The following is a 21,435-nucleotide window of genomic DNA, read 5'->3' as shown; positions in this document are numbered from 1 at the left end:
CCTTACTTCGCCTTCACGCGGCGCACGTGCTCTTCGAGCTCGGTGAACGACGGACGCTCGGTCGAGAACAGCACCTTGCGGCCGAACTCCACGGCAATGGCCGGCGCGTAGCCGTTCAGGCTCGCGAGGATCGTCACCTTGATGCACTGAAACATCTTGGTCGACTCGGTCACGCGCTGCTCCGCGAGGCTCGAGAGCGGGCCGATCAGGCCATACGAAAGCAGAATGCCGAGGAACGTGCCCACCAGCGCCTGCGCGATCATCTCGCCGAGCACCGCGGGCGGCTTGTCGGCGGACGCCATGGTGTGAACCACGCCCATCACCGCAGCGACGATACCGAACGCCGGCATCGCGTCGCCCACCTTCGCGAGCGCATGGGCGGGCGCCTCGCCTTCGGCGTGGTGCGTTTCGATTTCCTCGTCCATGAGGCTTTCGATTTCGAAGGCGTTCATGTTGCCGCCCACCATGAGACGCAGGTAGTCGGTGAGGAATTCGACGATGTGGTGGTCGGCCAGGATCTTCGGATACTGCGTGAAGATCGGGCTTTTCTGCGGATCGTCGATATCCGCTTCGAGCGTGAGCGTGCCTTCCTTTCGCGCCTTCGCGAGCAGGACATAGAGCAGCGCGAGCAGCTCCATGTACACGTCCTTGTTGTATTTGGCGCCCTTGAACAGCGTGGGAAGCACGCGCAAGGTGGCCTTGATGGTCTTGATGCCGTTGCCGAGGATGAACGCGCCGACGCCAGCACCGCCGATCATGAGCAATTCCATCGGCTGCATGAGCGCGCCGAGATGGCCGCCCTCGAGTGCGTAGCCGCCGAAGACGCAAAGGATCGTCAAGAGGGTTCCAACGATAATCAGCACTGCCGGGTCCTCACTAGAAATGCGCCGCGAACCGCCGTCGGCCCGCGCCCTTAGCTGGGTTTACGGCAACGGCGCGAAAAACTTTGGGATTGAATGGGCGCGGATCGCAAGCCGGCCGGGCGTCTGCCGTCTGCCTTGCCTGCGCATGACGGATGGATGTGGGGCCGGTTCGTGAAGCCGCGTGGGAAGGGGGTGTCGCGGGCGCCGGTGTCTGGCCGCGGCCGCCAGCGACGATACGTTCGCGGTTTCGGCAATCGCCGTTTGGAGTCGCCTTGCGGTGCCCAAACAGGGACGGGCCGGGTTTATCCGGAGTCCCGGCCTGCACGGACAGCATCTGGCACCATCAAGCGGCATCGAGCGTGCGTCCAGCCGCGTCGATTCGCCTCAGGCCGCGATCTGCGAGGCAAGCGCGTTGCGCCGCGTGCGTCCGGCCCGCGAAGGCGGCTGGCACAGCCCGCACACGAAGCCGCGCTGCGGGTCGTGCGCGTGGGCCACGTAGCGGCCGCCGCAACGGCTGCACGGCGTCATCTGCAAGAGGCCCGAGGCGAAGTAGCGCACGAGCGTCCAGGCGCGGGTGAGGCTCAGCGCGGGCGTTTCGTCGTGCAGGCGCAGGTGCTCGAGATAGAGCCGGTAGCTCTTCACGATGGCGTGAATCGGCTCGCAGCGCGCGTGGCGGTTCATGAACACGAACGTGTTGTAGAACAGCGAGGAATGAACGTTGGGCTGCCAGGTCATGAACCAGTCGGTCGAAAACGGCAGCATGCCCTTGGGCGGCGACTCGCCCTTCACTTCCTTGTAGAGCCGGATGAGACGGTCGCGCGAGAGCGAGGTCTCCGCTTCGAGCAATTGCAGGCGCGCGCCCAGCTCGATCAGCTCGATCGCAAGCGCGATCTCCTTTACCTCCTGCACCACACTCTTTGTCGCCATAGACACCCGTTGGAAGCCGCAAAGGAATGCGCGTGGCCCCTGCCGCCGTTTGCGCGGCAGCAAGGGTCAATGCGCGGCCGCGCGCTGCGGCGCGGGGTGAAGCGGTTCAGCCGATCTGCTCGACGTCCTGGCCCGCCATGACGATCGCCGAATGGGTCAGCGCGGTTTTGCCCTTGTCGGCAAGCGCGCTCAGAATGGCGTGGTCGTCGAACCGGAAGCGGCAAAGCAGCTGGTTCGAAGCGGCAAGGCGTACGGTCTGTGCGAAAGAGAGATTGGCGAGCACCTCGGCGGACTGCTCGGAAATGCCCATGCGGAACATGCCCGTCGGCTTGTCCTCGCGCAAAAGACGTTGCGCGAGCAACAGGTACGACAGGTTCACTTCCTTGATCTCATTGAGCATGTCGCTGTGCGTCGTCGCGCTCATGGATTCCCCCGAATCAAATCGCGGCGGCTGGTCAGACCGCCTGCGGAAAACGTTTGCTCGCCCAGATGCAACCCAAGTGCATCCAAACGGCCTGTTTATGGTCGTGGTTGCATTGTGGCTGGGGCGGGAACAAATGGAAATCGGACGGATGCCGCGACGCGTTGCGAGAAAAACCTTCGCTAACGTGTAGGAATTATTCTGACAAAGAGGCGGGAGCAGCGGTGGGAGGCGGCGCGCGCCATGTCATGCGCATAAGCTGCTTATTTGTCTGCTGATTATAGGCTTTTTCATGGATGCGTCACGTGCGCATGCTAATGGCGCACACCAGGACCTTGGGTCAACGCCTTGCGACCCTTGTTCGGACGCCTCGGGCACGAGACTTGCGCAGTGCGCGGCCAGGCCACGTCACGCTTTGCAATGGCCGCTTACACAGGCTGTATCCCGCTGTAACAACTTTAAGCGTTTGCAAAACCGCGTGTATCGGGCTGCGAATTGCCCATAATCGGACTCAGGGATAACCCGATACCGTAGTACCGCCGCAGTGCCGCATCACAGCGTTCGTTGCACACGCGGCTTTTTGCCAGGAGATCGAACAATGCGAATCGCACAAATTGCGCCACTTTATGAAGCCGTTCCGCCCAAGCTTTATGGCGGCACCGAGCGCGTCGTGTCCTATCTGACCGAAGCGCTGGTCGACCTCGGCCACGACGTGACGCTGTTCGCCAGCGGCGATTCGGTCACCTCGGCAAACCTCGAGGCCGCGTGGCCGCGCGCACTGCGCCTCGACTCGACGATCCGCGACGCGCTGGCGCCGCACATGGTGCTGCTCGAGCGCGTGCGCCGCGTCGCGCACGAGTTCGACGTGCTGCACTTTCACCTCGACTACCTGCCCTTCCCGCTCTTCACGACCATGGACACGCCGTTTGTCACGACGCTCCATGGCCGCCTCGACCTGCCGGAGCTGCAGCCGGTTTTCGAGCAGTTCCCGAACGCCCCCGTGATCTCGATTTCGGACTCGCAGCGCCAGCCGTTGCCGCAGGCCGCATGGCAGAACACGATCTATCACGGACTGCCAAAGAACCTGCTCACGCCGCAGGCCGACCGCAAGCCCGAGTACCTGGCCTTCCTCGGCCGGATCTGCCCGGAAAAGCGCGTGGACACGGCAATCAAGATCGCCGCGCTCTCCGGCCTGCCGCTGAAGATCGCCGCCAAGGTCGACAAGGTCGACCAGGAGTACTTCAAGACCGAGATCGAGCCGCTGCTCTCGCAGGCCCATGTCGAATTCATCGGCGAGATCAACGAAGAGCAGAAGCCCGAGTTCCTTTCGGGTGCGAAGGCGCTGCTGTTCCCGATCGACTGGTCCGAGCCGTTCGGCCTCGTGATGATCGAAGCCATGGCGTGCGGCACGCCGGTGATCGCCTTCAATCGCGGTTCGGTGCCGGAAGTGATCGACCCGGGCGTGACGGGCTATGTCGTCGAGGACGTGCAAGGCGCCGTGGCAGCGCTTCAGAATATTGATTCGCTTTCGCGCGAAGCGATTCGCAACCAGTTCGAACGCCGCTTCACGTCGCACATCATGGCCGGCAATTACGTCGACACTTATACGTCGCTCATCGAAGCCGCACAGCGCCCGGTACTGCGACGTGTCGCCGCCGGCTGAGTGCGAAGCATTCCAGATTTCGTGATAAATCCAGACAAATGCAGGGCGTGAATCGTTTGCGAGTCGTCAAATAACGTCATTACACGCCGATTACGGATGACGCACAAAAAAGAGCCGCATGGATCATGCGGCTCTTTTATTGCATTTGCGGTTGTGGCGATATGGCGGCCCGGTCGTTCCTCGCCCGCCACGTGCCTCACGCGATCAGGTAGCGTTCGCGGTTCTTGCCTGCGATCCACTTGGGCGGCTTGCCGCGCCCGCTCCACGTCGCGCCGGACTTGGGGTCCTGATAACGCGCCGGCAGCGGCGCCTTTTTCGGCGGACGGCCGCGGCGCGCGGCCTCGGCAAAGCCGAGGTCCTGGGCCGAAAGGCCGTACTCGGCGATCTTTTCCCTGATCGTGGCGATGACGTCCGCGATCTCCGCGCGCCGCGCCTCTTCGGCCTGAGTCTGAAGCTTTGCGATCTGCGCCTTGAGTTCTGAGTATTGCGACATTTCTATTCCCCCTTCATTGCTCATGAAACCGGCTCGATCGGAGATTAGACGTAAATAACGGAATTCGCAATCGCTATTAATACTGCTTTATCACTCCATTTCCCATTTAACGATCGACCACTTCTGGCGCAATTGCGCACACATCGATCGCAATAATTCGATCAATTACGTCAAAATTGACAATCCTTGACAGCACCGAAAAAAGCGACTGCCTAGAATCTGGCATTTCCCGGTGCCGGTACTTTACGCGGCCCCTTCAAAAATCGACTTTTCGAGGTGTCACGCAATGCACTTATCCAAGCGACTCATTGCCGAACTGATTGGCACGTTCTGGCTCGTTCTGGGCGGCTGCGGCAGCGCCGTGCTCGCGGCCAACTTCGCCGGCCCGCTTCACGGGCTCGGCATCGGCTTCGTGGGTGTCTCGCTCGCGTTCGGCCTGACCGTCCTCACCATGGCCTTCGCCATTGGCCATATTTCGGGCTGCCATCTGAATCCCGCCGTGAGCGTGGGGCTGACCGTGGCGGGCCGCTTCCCGGCGCGCGACCTCGTGCCCTATATCGCCGCACAGGTGGTGGGCGCGGTGATCGGCGCGTTCGTGCTCGCGCTCATCGCCACGGGCAAGCCCGGCTTCGACCTCGTCGCGAGCGGCTTCGCGACCAACGGCTATGGCGAGCACTCGCCGGGTCATTACGCCATGGGTGCCGCGTTCGTGTGCGAGGTCGTCATGACGGCGTTCTTCCTCTTCGTCATTCTCGGCGCAACCGACAAGCGCGCGCCTGCAGGCTTCGCACCGATCGCCATCGGCCTGTGCCTCACGCTCATTCACCTGATCTCGATTCCCGTCACCAATACCTCGGTGAATCCGGCACGCTCGACCGGTCCCGCGCTCTTCGTGGGCGGCGAGGCCATCTCGCAGCTTTGGCTGTTCTGGGTCGCGCCGATCGTCGGCGCGGCGATCGCGGGTATCGTGTACCCGGCGGTGGCAGGGCGCCGCGAAGCGGTAGCGGCCGTCGCCGTGCGCGAAACGGCCTGACGCGTTCTTACACGCCTGCGCGGCTCGGAGCACGCCGAATCGCGCCACTTTGATCGTGCAGCAAGACAAACGGGCGCTTCGGCGCCCGTTTGTCTTGCTGGCCCGGGCGCTGCAGGTGCGCGCCCGGTGTGCGGCTGAGCAGGCCGACCGCGGCCGCGCTGCTAGAATCGGACGACTTTCCCACTGTCTTGTCACCTGGAGCATCACGCCCAGCATGAAGCGCTCATGCCCCTGGCCAATCCGGCTCGCCCCGACGCTCGCCGCAGGCCTGAGCGCACTGGTATGCGCCTGCGCGCCGCTGCCGCAGGCAAGCGGGACCGCCAACGGCGGCGAGGCTACACAAACGAACGCGAGCAGCGCGCCCGCCACGCGCAGCCCGCAGGACGCGCGCAACGTCGAGACGCTCATCTTCGTGAGGCATGGCGAAAAGCCGCCAGAGGGATTCGGCCAGCTCAACTGCAAAGGGCTGAACCGCGCGCTCGCGCTGCCGGCGGTGATCGCAGCCAAGTACGGCAAACCCGACGCCATCTACGCGCCCGACCCCGGCGAGCAGAAGGAAGACAACGGCCATTCCTACTATTATGTGCGTCCGCTCGCGACCATCGAGCCGACCGCGATTCAGTTCGGCATGCCGATCCAGACGCCGTACGGCTTTTCGAAGATCGACGCCCTGCAGACAACGCTCGTCGATCCGCGCTGGCGCGGCCGCACCGTGCTCGTCGCCTGGGAACACCGGGAAATCGAGACGCTCGTGCGCCGCGTCGTCGCCACGCATGGCGGCAGCGCGAGCGACGTACCGCGCTGGGAGAGTGCGGACTTCGACAGCATCTATGTCGTGCGCATCGACTGGAGCGGCGGCGCCGCACGCGCGCGTTTCTCGCACGAACGCGAAGGGCTGGACGGTCGCGCAGACGATTGCCCGTGCGCGCAACTGCCCGCCGCGCAATAACTGTCTGGATTCAATCGCGAGGGCCGTAAAGGCGCGACTGGCGCCGCGCCTTTACGCCATCTAACGCTTACGCCCGTGTGAATTACGACGCGAGTTCGTCGTTGAGCGCGAACAGCTTGCGCAGATGATGCGCGACACCGGCCTCGAAGTTATTGCCGATGCGCGGTACCGAAGGCAGCCGCTTGATGAGATCGGGATTGGCGTTGTTCATCATGAACGGATGACCCGCCGTTTCGAGCAGATCGATATCGTTCATGTTGTCGCCGAACGCGACGCAGCCCGCGGCGTCCATGCCGAGCCGCTCGAGCACGACGCGCAGCGCGCGTCCCTTCGAAACACCGGCCACCATCACTTCGAGACAATCAGGCAGGGAATAGGTGACGTAGAGCGCATCGCCGAATTCGCGCGCGAGATTCTGCGCCACGTGTGCGAGATCCGCCGGATCGCCGATATAAAGCGCCTTGGCAATGCCCGCGCCCGCGTAGTCGCGCAGATCCGCCACGCGGTACTCGAAGCCCGAGTCCTGGTGATACGCGAGTAGCTCAGGCGCATCGCGGTCGATGAGCCAGGCGTCGTCGGTATAGATACTCACGATCACGCGGCCATGCTCGCCCACGGTGTCGGCGGCAACGAGGCGCTCGACCATCGGGGCGCTCAGATTGCTCGCGTGAATGAGCGTGTCGTCGGGCGCGTGCACGCGCGCGCCGTTCGCGGTGATGAGATACGGCCGGATGCCGAGCACGTCGCGAATGCCGGCGACGTCGCAGTAATGGCGGCCGGTCGCGATCACGAACGGGAGCCCCTGCGCCTCGAGGGCGCCCAGCGTGGCAACCGTGAACGGATCGACCTGATGGTCGCTATTGAGCAGCGTTCCGTCGAGATCGGTTGCAATGACCTTGTACATGGTGAGCAGGCGGCTAGCGGAAAACGTTCAATCGTAGCATCTGTGGCCAGGCGCCGCCCTTGGCCTACGTTCCCGCCCCTTGCAACGCGCCGTTCAGTTGCCTGCGGCGGCGTGCGCGAGCCGCTGGGCTTCGAGTTGCGCAAGCCGAAGCGCGCCGGTCGTTGAGTCGGCGAGCGGGGCGCGCAGGCGCTCGCGCACAGCTTGCGGCACCCACTCGCGCAGCGGCTGCCCGAGGCCGCCCGAGAGCGCCGCAGGCAGGCTGCCCGACGGGTCGAGAGCGGTAATGAGCTTCGCGATCTCCACGCCGGCTTCGCCGAGAAGCCTCGCGACGAACGGATGTTCACGGTGCGCGAGAACGACCGGCGCGAGGCTCGCGTAGGCAGTCTGGTTGGCTGCGCACTGCCACACGATGAGGCTGTCGCGATCGGTCGCCCGCGCGTGTGCGAGCAGGGCCCGCGCGAAATCGTCCATGGGCCCCCGCGCGTCGAGCGCCTGCTGGGCCCAGACGATCGCGCGCAGGCCGAACCACGCACCGCTCGCTTCGTCGCCCGAGGGAAAGCCGAAACCGCCCGCAATGCGGCACTGGCCGTCCTCATCGAGCACCGCTGCAATGCTGCCCGTGCCCAGGGCAACCACGACGCCCGGCGCGCCGCCGTGCGCGCCCAGCAGCGTCGTGTAGGCGTCGCTTTCCACCGCGAGTCCGGCCACCGGCGGCGCGGTCGTGCGAAACGGCGCCAGCCAGTCGGGGTTGTTCACGCCTGCGAGCCCGCAGCCGAGCACGCATTGCGACCAGTCGAACGCAAGCCCTGCCTGCGCGAATGCAGCGCGGCACCCTTCCTCGATCGATTGCCAGGCGCGTTCGATACCGAGTCCGAGCCCCGACGGCCCCGCGGCGGCCCGCGCGAGTTCGACGCCATTCGTGTCGCCAAGCGCGATGCGCGTGCCCGTGCCGCCGCCATCCACGCCAATCAGCCAGGTGTATTTCTGCATGATGTCCGCCGCGCCTCGCGCGCCTGTGTGCTCGGCTCGAGAGCCAAAAATTTCGTCGTGCCGCAGAGACTAACGGCTTCCCTCGGTTCGCACAATCGGCCATCCGGCCAGGGTGGCGGCACGGCACCGTTCCGCTATGCTTGCGTGGCCTGAACGACGTCTCGCAAGGAGAACTTACCGTGACACACCGCTGCAACTGGGTATCGGCCGGCGCGTCGCCGCAGTATGTGCAATACCACGACGAAGAGTGGGGCGTGCCGTCGCGGGACGACCAGCATCTGTTCGAAATGATCGTGCTCGAGGGCGCGCAGGCCGGACTCTCGTGGTCCACGATCCTCAACAAGCGCGAAGGCTATCGCCGCGCCTTCGCCAACTTCGACATCGAGAAGGTTGCGCGCTTCACGCCCAGGCACGTCGAAACGCTCATGCAGGACGCCTCGATCGTGCGCAACCGCGCCAAGATCGAAGCCGCCATCGCCAATGCCCGCGCCGTGCAGCAAATCCAGGCCGAACACGGATCGCTCGCGAAGTTCGTCTGGTCGTTCGTGAACGACACGCCTGTCCAGAACGACCTGGCATCGTATCGGGACGCACCGGCCTCCACCGAAGTCTCGGACGCCCTTAGCAAGGCACTCAAAAAGTACGGCTGCAAATTCGTTGGCACGACGATCTGTTACGCGTTCATGCAGGCAGTCGGCATGGTCAACGACCACGAGCGAGATTGCATGCGCCGCGAGGCTTGCGCAGCACTTGGCAAGAAGAAGCGCCGTGCCTGAACGCAACGAAGCACGGGCGCAAGCACGTCACGCAGTGCGCACCCCGGGAATGTGCCGCGCGGGCCCCGCTTCGCCAATTATTGTTGGACACGGTTTTGCCAGATGCCAGAACGATTGAGTGCAACACCGGCTCGGGGAATTTCTCATCGCTATAGTGCGCAGCCCCACGGTTTTCCGCTGGCATGCCGTTATAACGGGAAGTGAATGCAGGCGCGTCAGGGGAACGGGTAGTGATGTCGGCCGGAAGGCCGGCGGCGCCGCATTAGAAGGGAATTAACCTGTGCCCGGCGCCTGGGCCGCAGGGGGCTGAAATGAAAAACGTCCACTTCCTGACCCATCAGGAGATCTTCGACCGCGCGGTGGCCCATCTCTTTGGCCAGGGGCGTGCGGCCCTTCTTCCACGCGGCGGCGGCGCCTACCGGGGCGGTGGCTGTGGGGGCGGCTACGGCAGCGCACACAGCTACGGCGGCTGCCCGGTCGGCAGCTTCATCCGGCCACGCGACTATATGAGCGCCATGGAAGGCATACCCGTGCGCTTCATTGGCCGCGAAACGAGCGAAGTGCCGCTCTATATGGACGTGGGCGTCGCCGCGTTGAAAAAAGCGCTGCTGCGGGCCCATATCAACATCTACGATCCCGCTACGATCAATCTGCTCAGTTGCCTGCAGAACGTGCACGACGTGTTTGGCGTGTGGGAATGGCGCGAGCGCCTTTGCTCGATTGCCGCGCAGTTCGGTCTCTCGCCCGGGCACCTCAAGGACGCCGCGTAGCGCCACCCGGCACGCACGATCGACACATAATCGACGCCAAATCGGACGCCCAAACGCAAACGGCGGCGCAGCTTCTTGCGAAGCATGCGCCGCCGTCTGGCGGAACACCGAAAAGCGAAAAAGCTTAGTGGAGCTTCTTCGGCAGCATCTGGCTGCGCAGGCGCTTGTGCAGGCGCTTAACAGCAGCTGCCTTCTTGCGCTTGCGAACGGCCGTCGGCTTTTCGTAAGCTTGACGCTCACGCAGCTCGGCGATCAGGCCGTTCTTTTCGATTGCACGGCGGAAGCGGCGAATCGCCACTTCGAACGGCTCGTTTTCCTTCAGAAGAATCGTCGTCATGTATTTCCTAACTCAAATCGCTTAATACGGTTCAAAGGCGTGAGCGTCAAAGCCGCTCACGCGCCGGCCCTCCGGTCGTTCGCCACGCTGGGGCTAAACGAGAGGCAAGGCGGCCACGGAGGCCGGAAAAGAGAAGTAGGGGGTTCACAGCGGAACGCGATCAGGTCGACCTTGCTGCAACACACCTGACCGCCGGTTTGCGGCCGCCAACAGTAACGAACACGGCAACAAAACAGGCAAAGATCTCAATTCACTCTCAATGATATCAGGAAACAATCCGCCCGACCAGGGTTTCTTGATTCTAGTCAGTCACTTGCGCAGCGAGCCGCAGCCGCCGCGCAAGTCCTGTCAATCAGGACACCTGGATAAATGCCCTGCTGGTCAGGCGCTCGCGTCATTGAGCGCCTGGATGTCCGCCGGATCGAGCTTCAGCCGCACGGCGGCGGCCAGGCTCTCCAGCTGATCCAGCGAGGTCGCGCTCGCGATCGGCGCGGTAATGCTCGGGCGCGCGATCAGCCACGCCAGCGCAACGGCCGCGAGCGTGCTGCCGTGACGCTCGGCCACGTAGTCGAGCGCCGCGAGGATCCGGATGCCACGGTGATCGAGATACTTCTCGACGCGCGAGCCGCGCGTGCTCTTCGCAAGATCCTCGCGCGAACGGTACTTGCCCGAGAGAAAACCACTTGCAAGGCTGTAATAGGGTACGACCGCGAGCTTCTGCGCCATCGCCACCGGTTCGAGATCGGCCTCGTAGTGGGCGCGGTCGTACAGGTTGTATTCGGGCTGGATGATCTGGTACGCGGGCAGGCCCGACTTCTTCGACACCGCGAGCGCTTCCTCGATGCGTGCGCCCGTATAGTTCGACGCGCCGATCACGCGCACCTTGCCGGCCTCGATGAGGCGCTGGTACGCGCCGAGCGTTTCCTCGAACGGGACCTTCTGGTCGTCCTCGTGCGAGAAGTACACGTCGATGTAATCGGTCTGAAGGCGGCGCAGCGAATCCTCCACGGCGGCCGTGATGTTCGCGGCGGAAAGACCCGGGCGGCGCGCATCTTTTGCGACCTTCGTCGCGATCACCACCTTGTCGCGCTTGCCGCTCTTGGCCATCCACTTGCCGATGATCGTCTCCGATTCACCGCCCTGGTTGCCGGGCACCCACGCGGAGTACACGTCGGCGGTATCGATGAAGTTCAGGCCGGCGTCGGTGAAGGCGTCGAGGATCGAGAACGAGGTGGCTTCATCAGCGGTCCAGCCGAAGACGTTGCCGCCGAACATGAGCGGGGCGACCTGCAATGAAGAAGTGCCGATCCTGCGTAGTTCCATGGGGCCTCCAGAAAAAGGGCGAAAGGGAAAGCGTTGAGGATACGCCGCCTCGCCAGGCGCTGCAGCCGGCACGGGCGCACGGCCAGGATCGCGCCGCCGGCGGCGTTCGCGCTAAACCACGCGCAATACCTGCCGTAAACACGCTTGCAAACGGCATTACGCAGTCGTAGGTGCGGGGCGGAGTGGCAAGCGTGCAGCGGCACAACAGCATTTTGTATGCGCCGCGCAAATGAGGTCTCGATTGTCGATGCTTCCCCTCAAGTTTTTTTTACCCACGCCGACAACCTTCACTGAGGCGGCCAGCAATGAGAGATTGCTTCCGCCGCGGCCATAGTGGCTTGTAACGGGCTTCCAGCCCGCTTAGGAGAATTTCCATGCTCGGAATTAACAGCAACATCAACTCGCTCGTCGCGCAACAAAACCTGACGGGCTCGGGCAGCGCGCTGTCGCAAGCAATCACGCGCCTGTCGTCGGGTAAGCGCATCAACAGCGCAGCTGACGATGCCGCAGGCCTCGCGATCTCGAACATCATGCAGACCCAGATCAACGGTCTGAATCAAGGCGTGTCGAACGCGAACGACGGTACGTCGATGACGCAAACGGCATCGAGCGGTCTGGCATCGCTCACGAGCAGCCTGCAGCGTATCCGCGAACTGGCCACGGAAGCATCGAACGGCTCGATGACCTCGGACGACCGCGCAGCACTGCAGCAGGAAGTGAACCAGCAGATCTCGGAAGTGAACCGTGTCGCGTCGCAAACGACGTACAACGGCATGAACCTGCTCGACGGTTCGCTGGGCAACGTGTCGTTCCAGGTCGGCGCAAACGTCGGTCAGACGATCAGCCTGAACCTGTCGCAAGACATGTCGGCTGCCAATCTGGGCACGGGCCTCGTGCAAGCTGGCAACACGCTCGGCACCTACAGCAACCTGGCCCTCGCTTCGGACGGCTCGCAAGCTTCGACGGGTACCGAAATCACCTCGGTCACGGCGTCGATGGACACGGCCGGTAACGTCAAGTACACGGACCAGAACGGCAACGACATCACATCCAACACCGCGCTCGTCACCGCTTCCGGCCTGACCACGACCGGTCTGACCGCTGGCGGCAGCATCAGCACGTCGGGTCTGGAACTGGCGACGGACGGTAACGCGTACACGGAAGCATCGATCACCTCGATCAACGTGATTTCCGACGGCAACGGCGGCTTCACGTACACCGACCAGAACAACGAAGCGCTCAGCAGCAGCGTTGTCACGACGCTCGGCCTCAGCGGTGCTACGGGTGCGGTGACTTCGGGCGCTGAATCCGCTGCCCAGACGCTCGCCGCCGTCTCGTTCACCGACGCAAACGGCAATTCGGAAGCTTCGGTCACGGCACAGATCAACACGCTCAACACGCCGAACAGCGTTGCGAACATCGATATTACGACTCAGAGTGGCGCGAACATGGCGATGGAGTCGATCGACAACGCACTGACCTCGCTGAACAACCTGCAAGCAACGATCGGTGCAGCACAGAACCGCTTCACGGCTATCGGCACGACGCAGCAAGCTCAATCGACCGACCTTGCGACCGCTCAATCGTCGATCCAGGACGCCAACTTCGCAGAAGAAACGGCTAACCTGAGCAAGGCGCAGGTTCTGCAGCAAGCGGGTATCTCGGTGCTGGCGCAAGCGAACTCGCAGCCGCAGCAGATCCTGAAGCTCCTCCAGTAACGAGCTTCCCGCAGCAGGCATCGGGCACGCAGCGCACCGCGCGCCCGCTGCAAACCAATCGGGAGGCTCGCCTCCCGATTGGCGTTTCCAGCACTAAGCCGCCTTTTACGCTTGCCAGTTCGTTAGTTAAGTTAAACCGTTTTAACCGGCCTAGCCGACGCACGGAGTCTATTCATGTCCACCGTAACCGGATCCACCACTGCCGCGATCTCGAGCGCAGTCGCGACCACGACCGCCGCCGCCCAAGCCTCTGTGGCGTCTGCCGCCCAGTCGATCATCAGCGGCTCGACCGGTTCGACGATGGACACGGGTTCGCTCGTCACTGCACTCGTCAACGCCAAAACCGCTGGCCAGGCCGCGACCATCGCCGCCGAACAGACCGCGGACAACACGCTGATCTCGGCTTACGGCACGATCTCCGCGGCACTGGCCGCGTTGCAGTCGGCTGTACTGCCACTCAGCGACGACGCCACGCTCAACACGTTCTCGACCACCCTGAGCGGCACCGGCGTCACGGCTTCGGCCGGCACCGGCGCCGTGACCGGTTCGTACTCGCTCAACGTGTCGCAGATCGCCCAGTCGCAAGTGCTCACCTCGGCGGGCTATACCGCGACCACGAACCTGGCTTCCGGCTCGTCTTCGATGACCCTGACGGTCAACGGCAAGAGCACCACGATTTCCCTGGACGGCACGAACAGCACGATCTCCGGCATCGCATCGGCGATCAATTCGGCCAACAACAACCCCGGCGTGACCGCAACCGTGGTGACCGGCTCGGACGGCGCCCACCTCGTGCTGCAATCGACTTCGACCGGCGCCTCGAACGGCATCAGCATCACGGTCAACGACTCGAATTCGAGCGATGCGCTGAACGCGCTCGCCGTGACGACTACCGCTGGCACGGCAGCGACCAGCACGAGCGGCCTTAGCGTCACCTCGACCAGTGGCGGCACGACCACGACGACCAACCCCACCCAGTCGACCATCTCGAGTTCGGGCTGGACCCAGACGCAGGCGGCGCAGGACGCCTACCTCACGCTCGGCGGCGTCCTCGTGACCAGCTCGTCGAACACCGTGACGACGGCGCTGTCCGGCGTGACGCTGAACCTGACGGCGGCTGCGGTTTCGAGCGGCACGCAGACATTCACGATTGCGCAGGACACCGATGCGGAGTCCTCGTCGATCAACAACTTCGTCACGCTCTACAACACGCTCGTCACGACGATGAACGCGATGACGGCGTTCAGCTCGACCTCGACCTCGCAAGGCGTGCTGCTCGGCGACGCCACCCTGAGCACCATCCAGAACACGCTGGCCAGCATCGTGGCGAGCGGCGTGGGCAAGGGCTCTTCGGCGAACACGCTCGGCACGCTCGGCATCGAGTTGCAGGCAGACGGCACGCTGTCGATCGACAGTACGACGCTCAATAACGCGCTGCAGAGCAACCAGTCGGCCGTGGCTTCGCTGTTCAATCCGACCAACGGCATCGCCGCGCAACTGGACGATCGCATTACGAGCTACACCTCCGCAGGCGGCCTCATCCAGAACCGCACGGATGGGATCAACGCCGACCTGACGAGCCTCACCAACCAGCAAACGCAGCTGACGTCGTGGCAATCGCAGCTCACCAGCATGTACACTGCGCAATTCACTGCGCTCGACACGCTGATGGCAACGATGAACAACAACGCGAATTACCTCACGCAACTGTTCGGTGGCACCAATAGCGCGGGTGCGCTCGCCACCGCCGCAAGCTGAGCACGGCTCGGAGTCCGTCATGCAGACCATTGCCCCCATCGAGCGTATCTGGCAAATCACGAAAGACCTCGAACTCGCGGCCGCCGTTGGCGAGTGGGAGCGGGCGGCACAGCTCGCGGACGAGCGCTCGCCTCTGTTGACGGCGCTCGTTGCGCCGCAGCCGCCGGCGATCATGGCGCGGCTTCAGGCTATCCGCGAGATCGACAACCGTATCGTCGAGACCGCGCAGGCTTCGCGGCAGGCGCTCGGGGCCGAGTATCAGGCCAGCATGCAGGCAAGCCGCAACGCCAGTCAGTATTTGAGCATCGCGAGGACTTGACTCGGGATTGCCCGTTCATTTCGCGCTTTGTACCGCATTCGCCTACCCAAACCCGCCTTGCGCGGGTTTTTTCTTGCCTTCGCTTCCTGCCCTCTTTTCGCAGCGGGCGACTGGATTTGCCCTGCGGCGGCAATGCGCGCAGACCACATGCTGCCAAATTGACGGCCGTTTTGACGTTAGCTCGGGCCATCGGAGCGACGGGCCGCCCCTCATAATCTGCGGGTCCCGACTTCCATTCGCGCACGCGCGCCTTCGTCATGACCGCTTTCCCCACATCAGACGACATCGTCACGCTCGCACCCGCGTCGCCGCGGACTCGCGACCTCGCGCTCGTCATGCAAACCGCGATCGAGCATCACCGAAAACAGGAATATGACGAAGCCACCGCGCTCTATGCGTCCGTCCTGGACTCGGAAAGCGATCATCCAGACGCGCACTACAACTTCGGCGTGCTGCTCATGCAGACGGGGAAGCCCAACGATGCGGTACAGCATTTCGAAGCCGTGCTCGGGCAAGCACCGAAAAACGGGCAAGTCTGGATTTATTACATCAACGCCCTCGTCGCCAGCCAGCAGACTGAAGCGGCACGGCTCGCACTCGAACTTGCACGGGGACAAGGGCTGTCCGACGCGATAGTAAAGACGCTGCGCGCGCGAATCGATGGCGTAGAGGAACCGGAGCCTGAAGCCAAACCGGAGCAAGCGGCAGCAATCGCTCCCCAGCCGGCCGCTGGCGACGACGCGGCGCCCCCCGCGAGCCCAGAGGCGGGCACGCGCACCAAACTCAATTTGCGCCGTGCCAGCCTCAAGGAGATGCGTCAGTTTCAGCACCTCTTCAACAACGGGAAAGTCGAGGCGGCACTGAAGGTCGCCCGCCGTTTGACGGAGCGATATCCCGCGCATGGGGAATGCTGGTTCGAGCTAGGTCGTACCCTCCATCGCCTGGGCTACCAGACGGAGGCCATCGAGGCTGCTCAAAACGCCGCCCGCCTGTTGCCCGACCATATCAGCGTCCATGTGCAGTTGACAAACTGGATGTACACGGCTCGCCGGTATCGCGAAGTCGAGGCACATTGCCTTCAGGCACTCGAAAGATTTCCCGAAAACGCTCAACTCCGCCGCAATCTGGGTATCGCCTTGCAGGAGTCGGGCCGATATGCGGACGCTATCGTCCATATCCGCCGTGCTGTCGAACTGGCTCCGAACAGCGCTCACGAGTGCGACGCACTGGCCAACGCGCTGCTCAAACAGGGATTGTTCGAGGAAGCCGATACTGCCTTTCGCCGCGCACTCGAACTGGAACCGATGCAGTCCATCACGCACAGCAATATGCTGTTCTGCCGGATGCATAAGTACGATCTCGATGCAGACGTCGCCTTCGCGGAACTCCGTGAATTCGCCGCACGCCACGAGGTGGAGTTCCGCGCCCACCCGCCCCGTCACACCAACGATCGCAACCCATCGCGATGCCTGAAGATCGGGTTCGTATCGGGCGATCTGGTCAACCACCCAGTCGCATACTTCTTCCTGTCAATACTGGAGCATCTGGCGCACGACCCTGGCCTGTCGGTGCATATCTATTCGAACTACGCGGTGACGGACTCGTTCACCGAGCGGGTTCGCGTCCATGCAAAAACGTGGAGCGAGGTTTCGGGAATGACCAACGATGCGGTTGCGCAGAGGATCCGCGACGACGGTATCGACATCCTCGTTGATCTGACCGGCCATACGGGCCGCAATCGCCTCGTCGCCTTCGCGCGCAAGCCCGCGCCAGTTCAGGCGAGCTGGATCGGCAATCCGTGCACGACGGGTCTCGACTCCGTTGACTATTACCTGACGGATCGCTTTGTCACGCCGCTCAAACAGTTCGAAAACCTGTTTTCGGAGAAACTTGTTTTCCTGCCCGCGCTCGCGCCGTTCAAGCCGCACCCGAAAGCCCCGAAGGTCAATGAGCTGCCCGCGCTCAAAAACGGCTTCATCACATTCGGCAGCTTCAGCCGCATCATCAAGATCGGGCCGGAAGTGGTCGCGCTCTGGGCGCGCGTGCTACGCGAGATACCGAATTCGCAGATGGTGATCGGTGCAATTACGTCGCAAGAACAGATGGCCAAGCTCACGGGGCTGCTCGTGAGCGAAGGCATCGACGTGAGCCGGATCAAATTCCTGATTCGCGGTAGCGTCGAGCACTACCTGCGCCAGCACCATCTCGTTGACGTGTGCCTCGATACCTTCCCCTTCGGTAATTCGACTACGACCATGCAGGCCTTGTGGATGGGAGTGCCCACCATGACGCTGCCCGGCGTGTCGATGGCAAGCCGCAGCAGCACGGGGTGGCTCTCGCACCTCGGGCTGGACTCGGCTTTCGTTGCGCAGGACAAGGACGACTTCGTGCGCAAGTGCATTGCTCTCGCCGCCGACCCGCACGCGCTCGCGGTCGTGCGACGCGAACTGCGCGAATATTGTCGGCAGTCGGTTCTGATCGACGCGCACGCAATCGCGGATTCCGCAGCACGCGCGTTTCGCATCATGTGGCAGCGCTGGTGCGATGGGCTCAAGCCCGAGCATTTCGAGGTGCTGGCGCAGCTCAGCGAGGCACCCGCAGCGGGCCTGGACCTGGAACAGGAGCAGCCCGATGCGGCAGCTAGCCTCGGCACCATCGCGAATCATATCTACCAGATCCATTACTCGGACGAGACCCGTGAGCAACTCGAACCGGGCTTCATTCCGCTCGACAACACCGGACTGCGGCCGGACTGGCGTGAATACTGGCCTATCCGGCGATTCCTGCTTGAAGAGCCGCTGGACCCCAACGCGCGCTATGGTTTTATGTCGCCAAGATTCGCGGCAAAAACCGGCTTGACTTCTGGCGACGTGCTCCCGTTCCTCAGCGAAGTGCCGGACGATGTTGACGTCGTGACTTTTTCGCCGTTTTGGGATCAAGCCGCGTTCACCCTCAATGTCTTCGAACACGCGTCACTCGTTCATCCGAGCATTGCCTCCGTTATCGACGAAGTCGCCAATATCGTTTCGCCAGGTGTACAGGTCGGCGACGTGATCATGAGTTCGGTAGAGACCGTCTTCTGTAATTACTTTGTCGCAAAACCCGCGTTCTGGGCGCGGTGGCTGGAACTGTGCGAGCAGATCTTCAAGATCGCCGAAGCGGGCGATACGCCGCTTGCCCAGCGGTTGAACGGCAACGTGGATTACGAGCGAGTCGACGTCGGGGCGGCACCGGCAAAGGTGTTCATCATCGAGCGCATTGCTTCACTGATTCTCTCGACAGAGCCGGGATGGAAAGTGCACCAGTACGACCCTGTCAAAGTGCACATGTCGAACGCATTCGTTGCCCGCTATCGCGACGAACTGCTCGCACTCGACGCACTGAAGCACATGGCGCGGACAACGGGCTTTTCTCACTACCTCTCGGCTTATCGCGAAAGGCGGACACAGCTTGAGATTTGCGTGCGTGGTCGACGGCTTGCTCCGAAAGCCTGAAACCGAGATGAACCAGGCAGCGAAAGTCCGTTCTTCTCCATCTTGGTCACGACGGGCACACCGATTTCCCCAAGACTAACAACGGCCTTGCAGTCGTCGTCGAGCAATCGATGCAGCTCAAACCGTTCGCGTGGGCAGTGTACGTGCCAGCAATCAGCGTCGTGATCGTGACAAAATGCCGCCGTGGGAGCACAACGGCTTCTGGGTATTTGGGCCGCCGAATTTGAACGCCAAATGGAAAAGCATGTACCGATTCGGGGTTCGCGCGTGTACGAAGTGCCGGAGGGCCCCCGACCGGCGTGGTTCGTCCGAGGCTGTAGATGACTTCAACGCGGCGCTCGACTATCTCTGCGGCTATCGCCGCCGTCGCGCGCCGAACCTCGCCTTGAAGGAAAAGTGTTCGGATTTTCAGCGGCGGAATACGACCTTGAGCTTTCCCGACAGTGCGCTGTGACACGTCGGCCAGCGTTGCTGATCGAGCACACTTGAGCGAGAGAACGTAAATCGAGGAGCAACAGGCTAGCTCAATGACTTTCTGAGGGCAAAGCCAAGAAAAGTGGGGGCAAATGGAGCCCCCGTTTTTATTTCAGCGCGAAGAAGTTCGCTTGCCGGGCTGGCGAAATAGAAACGTTGACCGGCGCTGCCCCATCGGTAGCCCGCGTCGCGTGCGCCGGCGTGGCGATTCAGGTCCGGTCAATTGCAACCGGCGCAGGTCCTAAGCGAGCGCCCCAACCAGGCCCTTGAACTTCTGCTCGAGCGCTGCCGTAAAGCGAGGCGTATCGAACAGCACGCCGTTTGCCTTGACCTCCTTGAGTACCACACGCATCTGCTGTAGCTGCTGCGGCTCCTCTGCCAAGGCCACGGCCTTATCTTCGTATGCCTGCAAATTGGCGGCGATCAATTCCGGCAAACCCGCCGCCGTCAACAGGGCGCCTGCCATACGCGAACCGAATGCACGTCCCGGTACGGTCAAGACCGGCAATTCGGACCACAGCGCGTCGTTAGCGGTCGTACCCGCGTTGAATGGGAACGTATCGAGGAACAAATCGGCCACTGAAAGCCGCGCAAGAAAATCCGACTGCTGCGCACGCGAGGCGAATACGAGCCGGCTTGCATCGACACCGCGCTCCGTTGCCTCACGACGCAAGTTCGCCTCGGCCCATTCGTTGTCGGCTAGCAACCAGAGCACGCTGTCCGGCACACGTTTCAGGATGTTCATCCACGTGTCGAACATCGCCGGGTTGATCTTGTAGTTGTTATTGAACGAGCAGAACACGGTGCCGTGCTCCGGAAGCCCACAAGCGGCGCGCGAGGGAGGCGCGCCGATGACACGCTGGCGATCGCTGACCTGATAAACGTCAGGCATATACAGCATGCGCTCGCTGTAATGGGACGCCAACGCTGGCGGAATCAGATATTCGTCGGCAATGACGTAATCAATAAACGGGTACGCGGTTGTCGCCGGCAGCCCGAGATAGGTGATCTGGATAGGCGCAGGACGCGCAGCCAGGACGGTCGGGCGAGCGCCCGCGGTTTGCCCCTGAAGATCGACGAGAATGTCGATTTCGTGCGCGCGAATCAGTTCGGCGGCCTGAGCGTCGTTGAGCCCATTGATGCGATGAAACTGATCGAATGCCTGAATGACGCGCTGCCTCAACGCCGATCCATCCTCGGGGGACCAGCAATACCCGTAGATTTCGAAATCGTCGCGATTGTGAAGCTCGAACAGCTCCACCATCAGCATTGAAACAGGGTGCTGACTATAGTCGGAAGACAGGTAGCCGATACGCAACTTCTTGTGCCCATACGCCCGGCCATTCGTCAGCGTGGGCACCGCGACATTCACTTTTCCGTCGACATATCGACGCGCCGCAAGCAGTTGTTCTGCTGGATCGTCGCTTTGCGAAATCATCGCCAGCGCGGATGTCGCCGAGCGCAGTTTGTCGACATTCACCGCATGCCATGGTGCATAAACCGGCCAGATGCACGTCTTGGCACGCAGAAATACCCAGTGCTGCATGACATCAGGCTGATCCGGCTGAATAGCCAGACTCTGCCCGAGCCAGTCGAGTGCCTCGGAAAACCTTCTCTGCAGCTCTGACAATCGCCCGAGGTTGTTCAGGGCTTGAATACGTTGCGGGCGAGCGGCCGCGTCGTGATCCGAGATCGTGCGCGCAACCCACATCCATTCTGCCAACGCCGCGTCGGGATTTCCCTCGCGCTCATACAACAATGCGAGACTCAGACGCGGATGCGCGAACGACGGTGCGAGTTCAATCGACTGCTTGAGTGCCGCTTTCTCGTCGGCAGCACGTCCGAGCCGGTTGTAAGTGACAGCAAGATTGAACCACACCAGATGCTTGAGCGGGTAGTGGGGATGGTCGAGCCACGCCTTGTAAATCACCATCGCAAGCTCAGGCAAACCAGCCGAATCAAGCTGATCTGCGTAGCCAATTAGGTCCGTGATTGGCAGCTGTCCGCGACTGGAAAGCAAGACTTTTGATGCGTATTCGTTTTCCACGGAAAGGTCTGTCGTTGATTGATGCGCGCGGCGCCCAAACTCGGCCCGGAAAATATAAGGCGCCCATTCTCGAGGCCGACGCAAAGAATGGGCAGGGGTGTGACTCTGCCGCCATCATGTTTCGATGGCAACAAAGTCACTCTGGACGACGTATGCCCGAAGGCATCCGGTTAGCT

At 62.5% G+C, this 21,435-nt stretch carries 18 protein-coding genes; 9 read left to right on the top strand and 9 right to left on the bottom strand.

What is annotated here, in order from left to right:
* Window positions 1-2: 2 nt before the first annotated feature.
* The 3 genes from motA to flhD all read right to left on the bottom strand — a co-directional run bounded on the left by motA (window position 3) and on the right by flhD (window position 2,214).
* Window positions 3-863, bottom strand: coding sequence for a flagellar motor stator protein MotA (motA, locus tag U5A58_RS02535; protein WP_028203346.1), 861 nt, complete (start codon window positions 861-863; stop codon window positions 3-5).
* A 384-nt stretch (window positions 864-1,247) separates the two neighbouring features.
* Window positions 1,248-1,790: a flagellar transcriptional regulator FlhC gene (flhC, locus tag U5A58_RS02530; protein WP_321915361.1), complete on the bottom strand. Its 543-nt coding sequence runs from the start codon at window positions 1,788-1,790 to the stop codon at window positions 1,248-1,250.
* Window positions 1,791-1,896: 106 nt separating this feature from the next.
* Window positions 1,897-2,214: a flagellar transcriptional regulator FlhD gene (gene flhD / locus U5A58_RS02525; RefSeq protein WP_321915362.1), complete on the bottom strand. Its 318-nt coding sequence runs from the start codon at window positions 2,212-2,214 to the stop codon at window positions 1,897-1,899.
* A 595-nt stretch (window positions 2,215-2,809) separates the two neighbouring features.
* Here flhD and U5A58_RS02520 point away from each other — a divergent pair.
* Window positions 2,810-3,874, top strand: coding sequence for a glycosyltransferase family 4 protein (locus U5A58_RS02520; protein WP_321915363.1), 1,065 nt, complete (start codon window positions 2,810-2,812; stop codon window positions 3,872-3,874).
* 196 nt (window positions 3,875-4,070) lie between these two features.
* Here U5A58_RS02520 and U5A58_RS02515 read toward each other — a convergent pair whose 3' ends face one another.
* Entirely contained in the window at window positions 4,071-4,367 is a 297-nt protein-coding gene (locus tag U5A58_RS02515; RefSeq protein ID WP_321915364.1) for an H-NS histone family protein, read from the bottom strand.
* A 286-nt stretch (window positions 4,368-4,653) separates the two neighbouring features.
* On the opposite strand from U5A58_RS02515, the gene aqpZ reads away from it, so the two are divergent.
* Window positions 4,654-5,400 carry an aquaporin Z gene (aqpZ, locus tag U5A58_RS02510; protein WP_321960155.1) on the top strand — a complete coding sequence of 249 codons (747 nt, stop codon included), beginning with the start codon at window positions 4,654-4,656 and terminating at the stop codon, window positions 5,398-5,400.
* A gap of 214 nt (window positions 5,401-5,614) precedes the next feature.
* Entirely contained in the window at window positions 5,615-6,349 is a 735-nt protein-coding gene (locus tag U5A58_RS02505) for a histidine phosphatase family protein (RefSeq protein WP_321960154.1), read from the top strand.
* An 82-nt stretch (window positions 6,350-6,431) separates the two neighbouring features.
* Here U5A58_RS02505 and U5A58_RS02500 read toward each other — a convergent pair whose 3' ends face one another.
* Together U5A58_RS02500 and U5A58_RS02495 are read right to left on the bottom strand one after the other, a co-directional pair.
* A complete protein-coding gene (locus U5A58_RS02500) occupies window positions 6,432-7,253 on the bottom strand; it encodes a Cof-type HAD-IIB family hydrolase (RefSeq protein ID WP_321915367.1) in 822 nt (273 codons plus the stop codon).
* Between the two features lie 93 nt (window positions 7,254-7,346).
* Window positions 7,347-8,243 (bottom strand): BadF/BadG/BcrA/BcrD ATPase family protein, encoded by an 897-nt coding sequence (locus U5A58_RS02495; RefSeq protein ID WP_321960153.1) that lies wholly within the window; start codon window positions 8,241-8,243, stop codon window positions 7,347-7,349.
* Window positions 8,244-8,422: 179 nt separating this feature from the next.
* Between U5A58_RS02495 and U5A58_RS02490 the strand changes: the two genes are divergently transcribed.
* Window positions 8,423-9,019, top strand: coding sequence for a DNA-3-methyladenine glycosylase I (locus tag U5A58_RS02490; protein ID WP_321915369.1), 597 nt, complete (start codon window positions 8,423-8,425; stop codon window positions 9,017-9,019).
* A 311-nt stretch (window positions 9,020-9,330) separates the two neighbouring features.
* Window positions 9,331-9,789: a hypothetical protein gene (locus U5A58_RS02485; protein ID WP_321960152.1), complete on the top strand. Its 459-nt coding sequence runs from the start codon at window positions 9,331-9,333 to the stop codon at window positions 9,787-9,789.
* A gap of 124 nt (window positions 9,790-9,913) precedes the next feature.
* On the opposite strand, the gene rpsU is transcribed toward U5A58_RS02485, so the two are convergent.
* Entirely contained in the window at window positions 9,914-10,126 is a 213-nt protein-coding gene (gene rpsU, locus U5A58_RS02480) for a 30S ribosomal protein S21 (RefSeq protein ID WP_004198205.1), read from the bottom strand.
* A gap of 381 nt (window positions 10,127-10,507) precedes the next feature.
* The gene (locus U5A58_RS02475) at window positions 10,508-11,449 is read right to left on the bottom strand and encodes an aldo/keto reductase (RefSeq protein ID WP_321937054.1); all 942 of its coding nucleotides are present in this window, start codon (window positions 11,447-11,449) and stop codon (window positions 10,508-10,510) included.
* A 374-nt stretch (window positions 11,450-11,823) separates the two neighbouring features.
* Between U5A58_RS02475 and U5A58_RS02470 the strand changes: the two genes are divergently transcribed.
* The 4 genes from U5A58_RS02470 to U5A58_RS02455 all read left to right on the top strand — a co-directional run bounded on the left by U5A58_RS02470 (window position 11,824) and on the right by U5A58_RS02455 (window position 18,738).
* Window positions 11,824-13,167 carry a flagellin gene (locus U5A58_RS02470; RefSeq protein WP_321960151.1) on the top strand — a complete coding sequence of 448 codons (1,344 nt, stop codon included), beginning with the start codon at window positions 11,824-11,826 and terminating at the stop codon, window positions 13,165-13,167.
* 174 nt (window positions 13,168-13,341) lie between these two features.
* Window positions 13,342-14,925 carry a flagellar filament capping protein FliD gene (fliD, locus tag U5A58_RS02465; protein ID WP_321960150.1) on the top strand — a complete coding sequence of 528 codons (1,584 nt, stop codon included), beginning with the start codon at window positions 13,342-13,344 and terminating at the stop codon, window positions 14,923-14,925.
* Window positions 14,926-14,944: 19 nt separating this feature from the next.
* Window positions 14,945-15,244, top strand: coding sequence for a flagellar protein FliT (fliT, locus tag U5A58_RS02460; protein WP_321960149.1), 300 nt, complete (start codon window positions 14,945-14,947; stop codon window positions 15,242-15,244).
* A gap of 335 nt (window positions 15,245-15,579) precedes the next feature.
* Window positions 15,580-18,738 carry a tetratricopeptide repeat protein gene (locus U5A58_RS02455; RefSeq protein ID WP_321960148.1) on the top strand — a complete coding sequence of 1,053 codons (3,159 nt, stop codon included), beginning with the start codon at window positions 15,580-15,582 and terminating at the stop codon, window positions 18,736-18,738.
* Window positions 18,739-19,453: 715 nt separating this feature from the next.
* Here U5A58_RS02455 and U5A58_RS02450 read toward each other — a convergent pair.
* On the bottom strand, window positions 19,454-21,259 hold the full coding sequence (locus tag U5A58_RS02450) for an acetylglucosamine transferase (RefSeq protein ID WP_321960147.1): 1,806 nt from the start codon (window positions 21,257-21,259) through the stop codon (window positions 19,454-19,456).
* Window positions 21,260-21,435 lie beyond the last annotated feature (176 nt).

It is taken from the genome of Paraburkholderia sp. J7 (assembly GCF_905220155.1).
In the GTDB taxonomy this organism is placed as follows: Bacteria; Pseudomonadota; Gammaproteobacteria; order Burkholderiales; family Burkholderiaceae; genus Paraburkholderia.
Note: the sequence above shows the minus strand (reverse complement) of the source record. Positions and strands in the feature narration are given on the sequence as shown.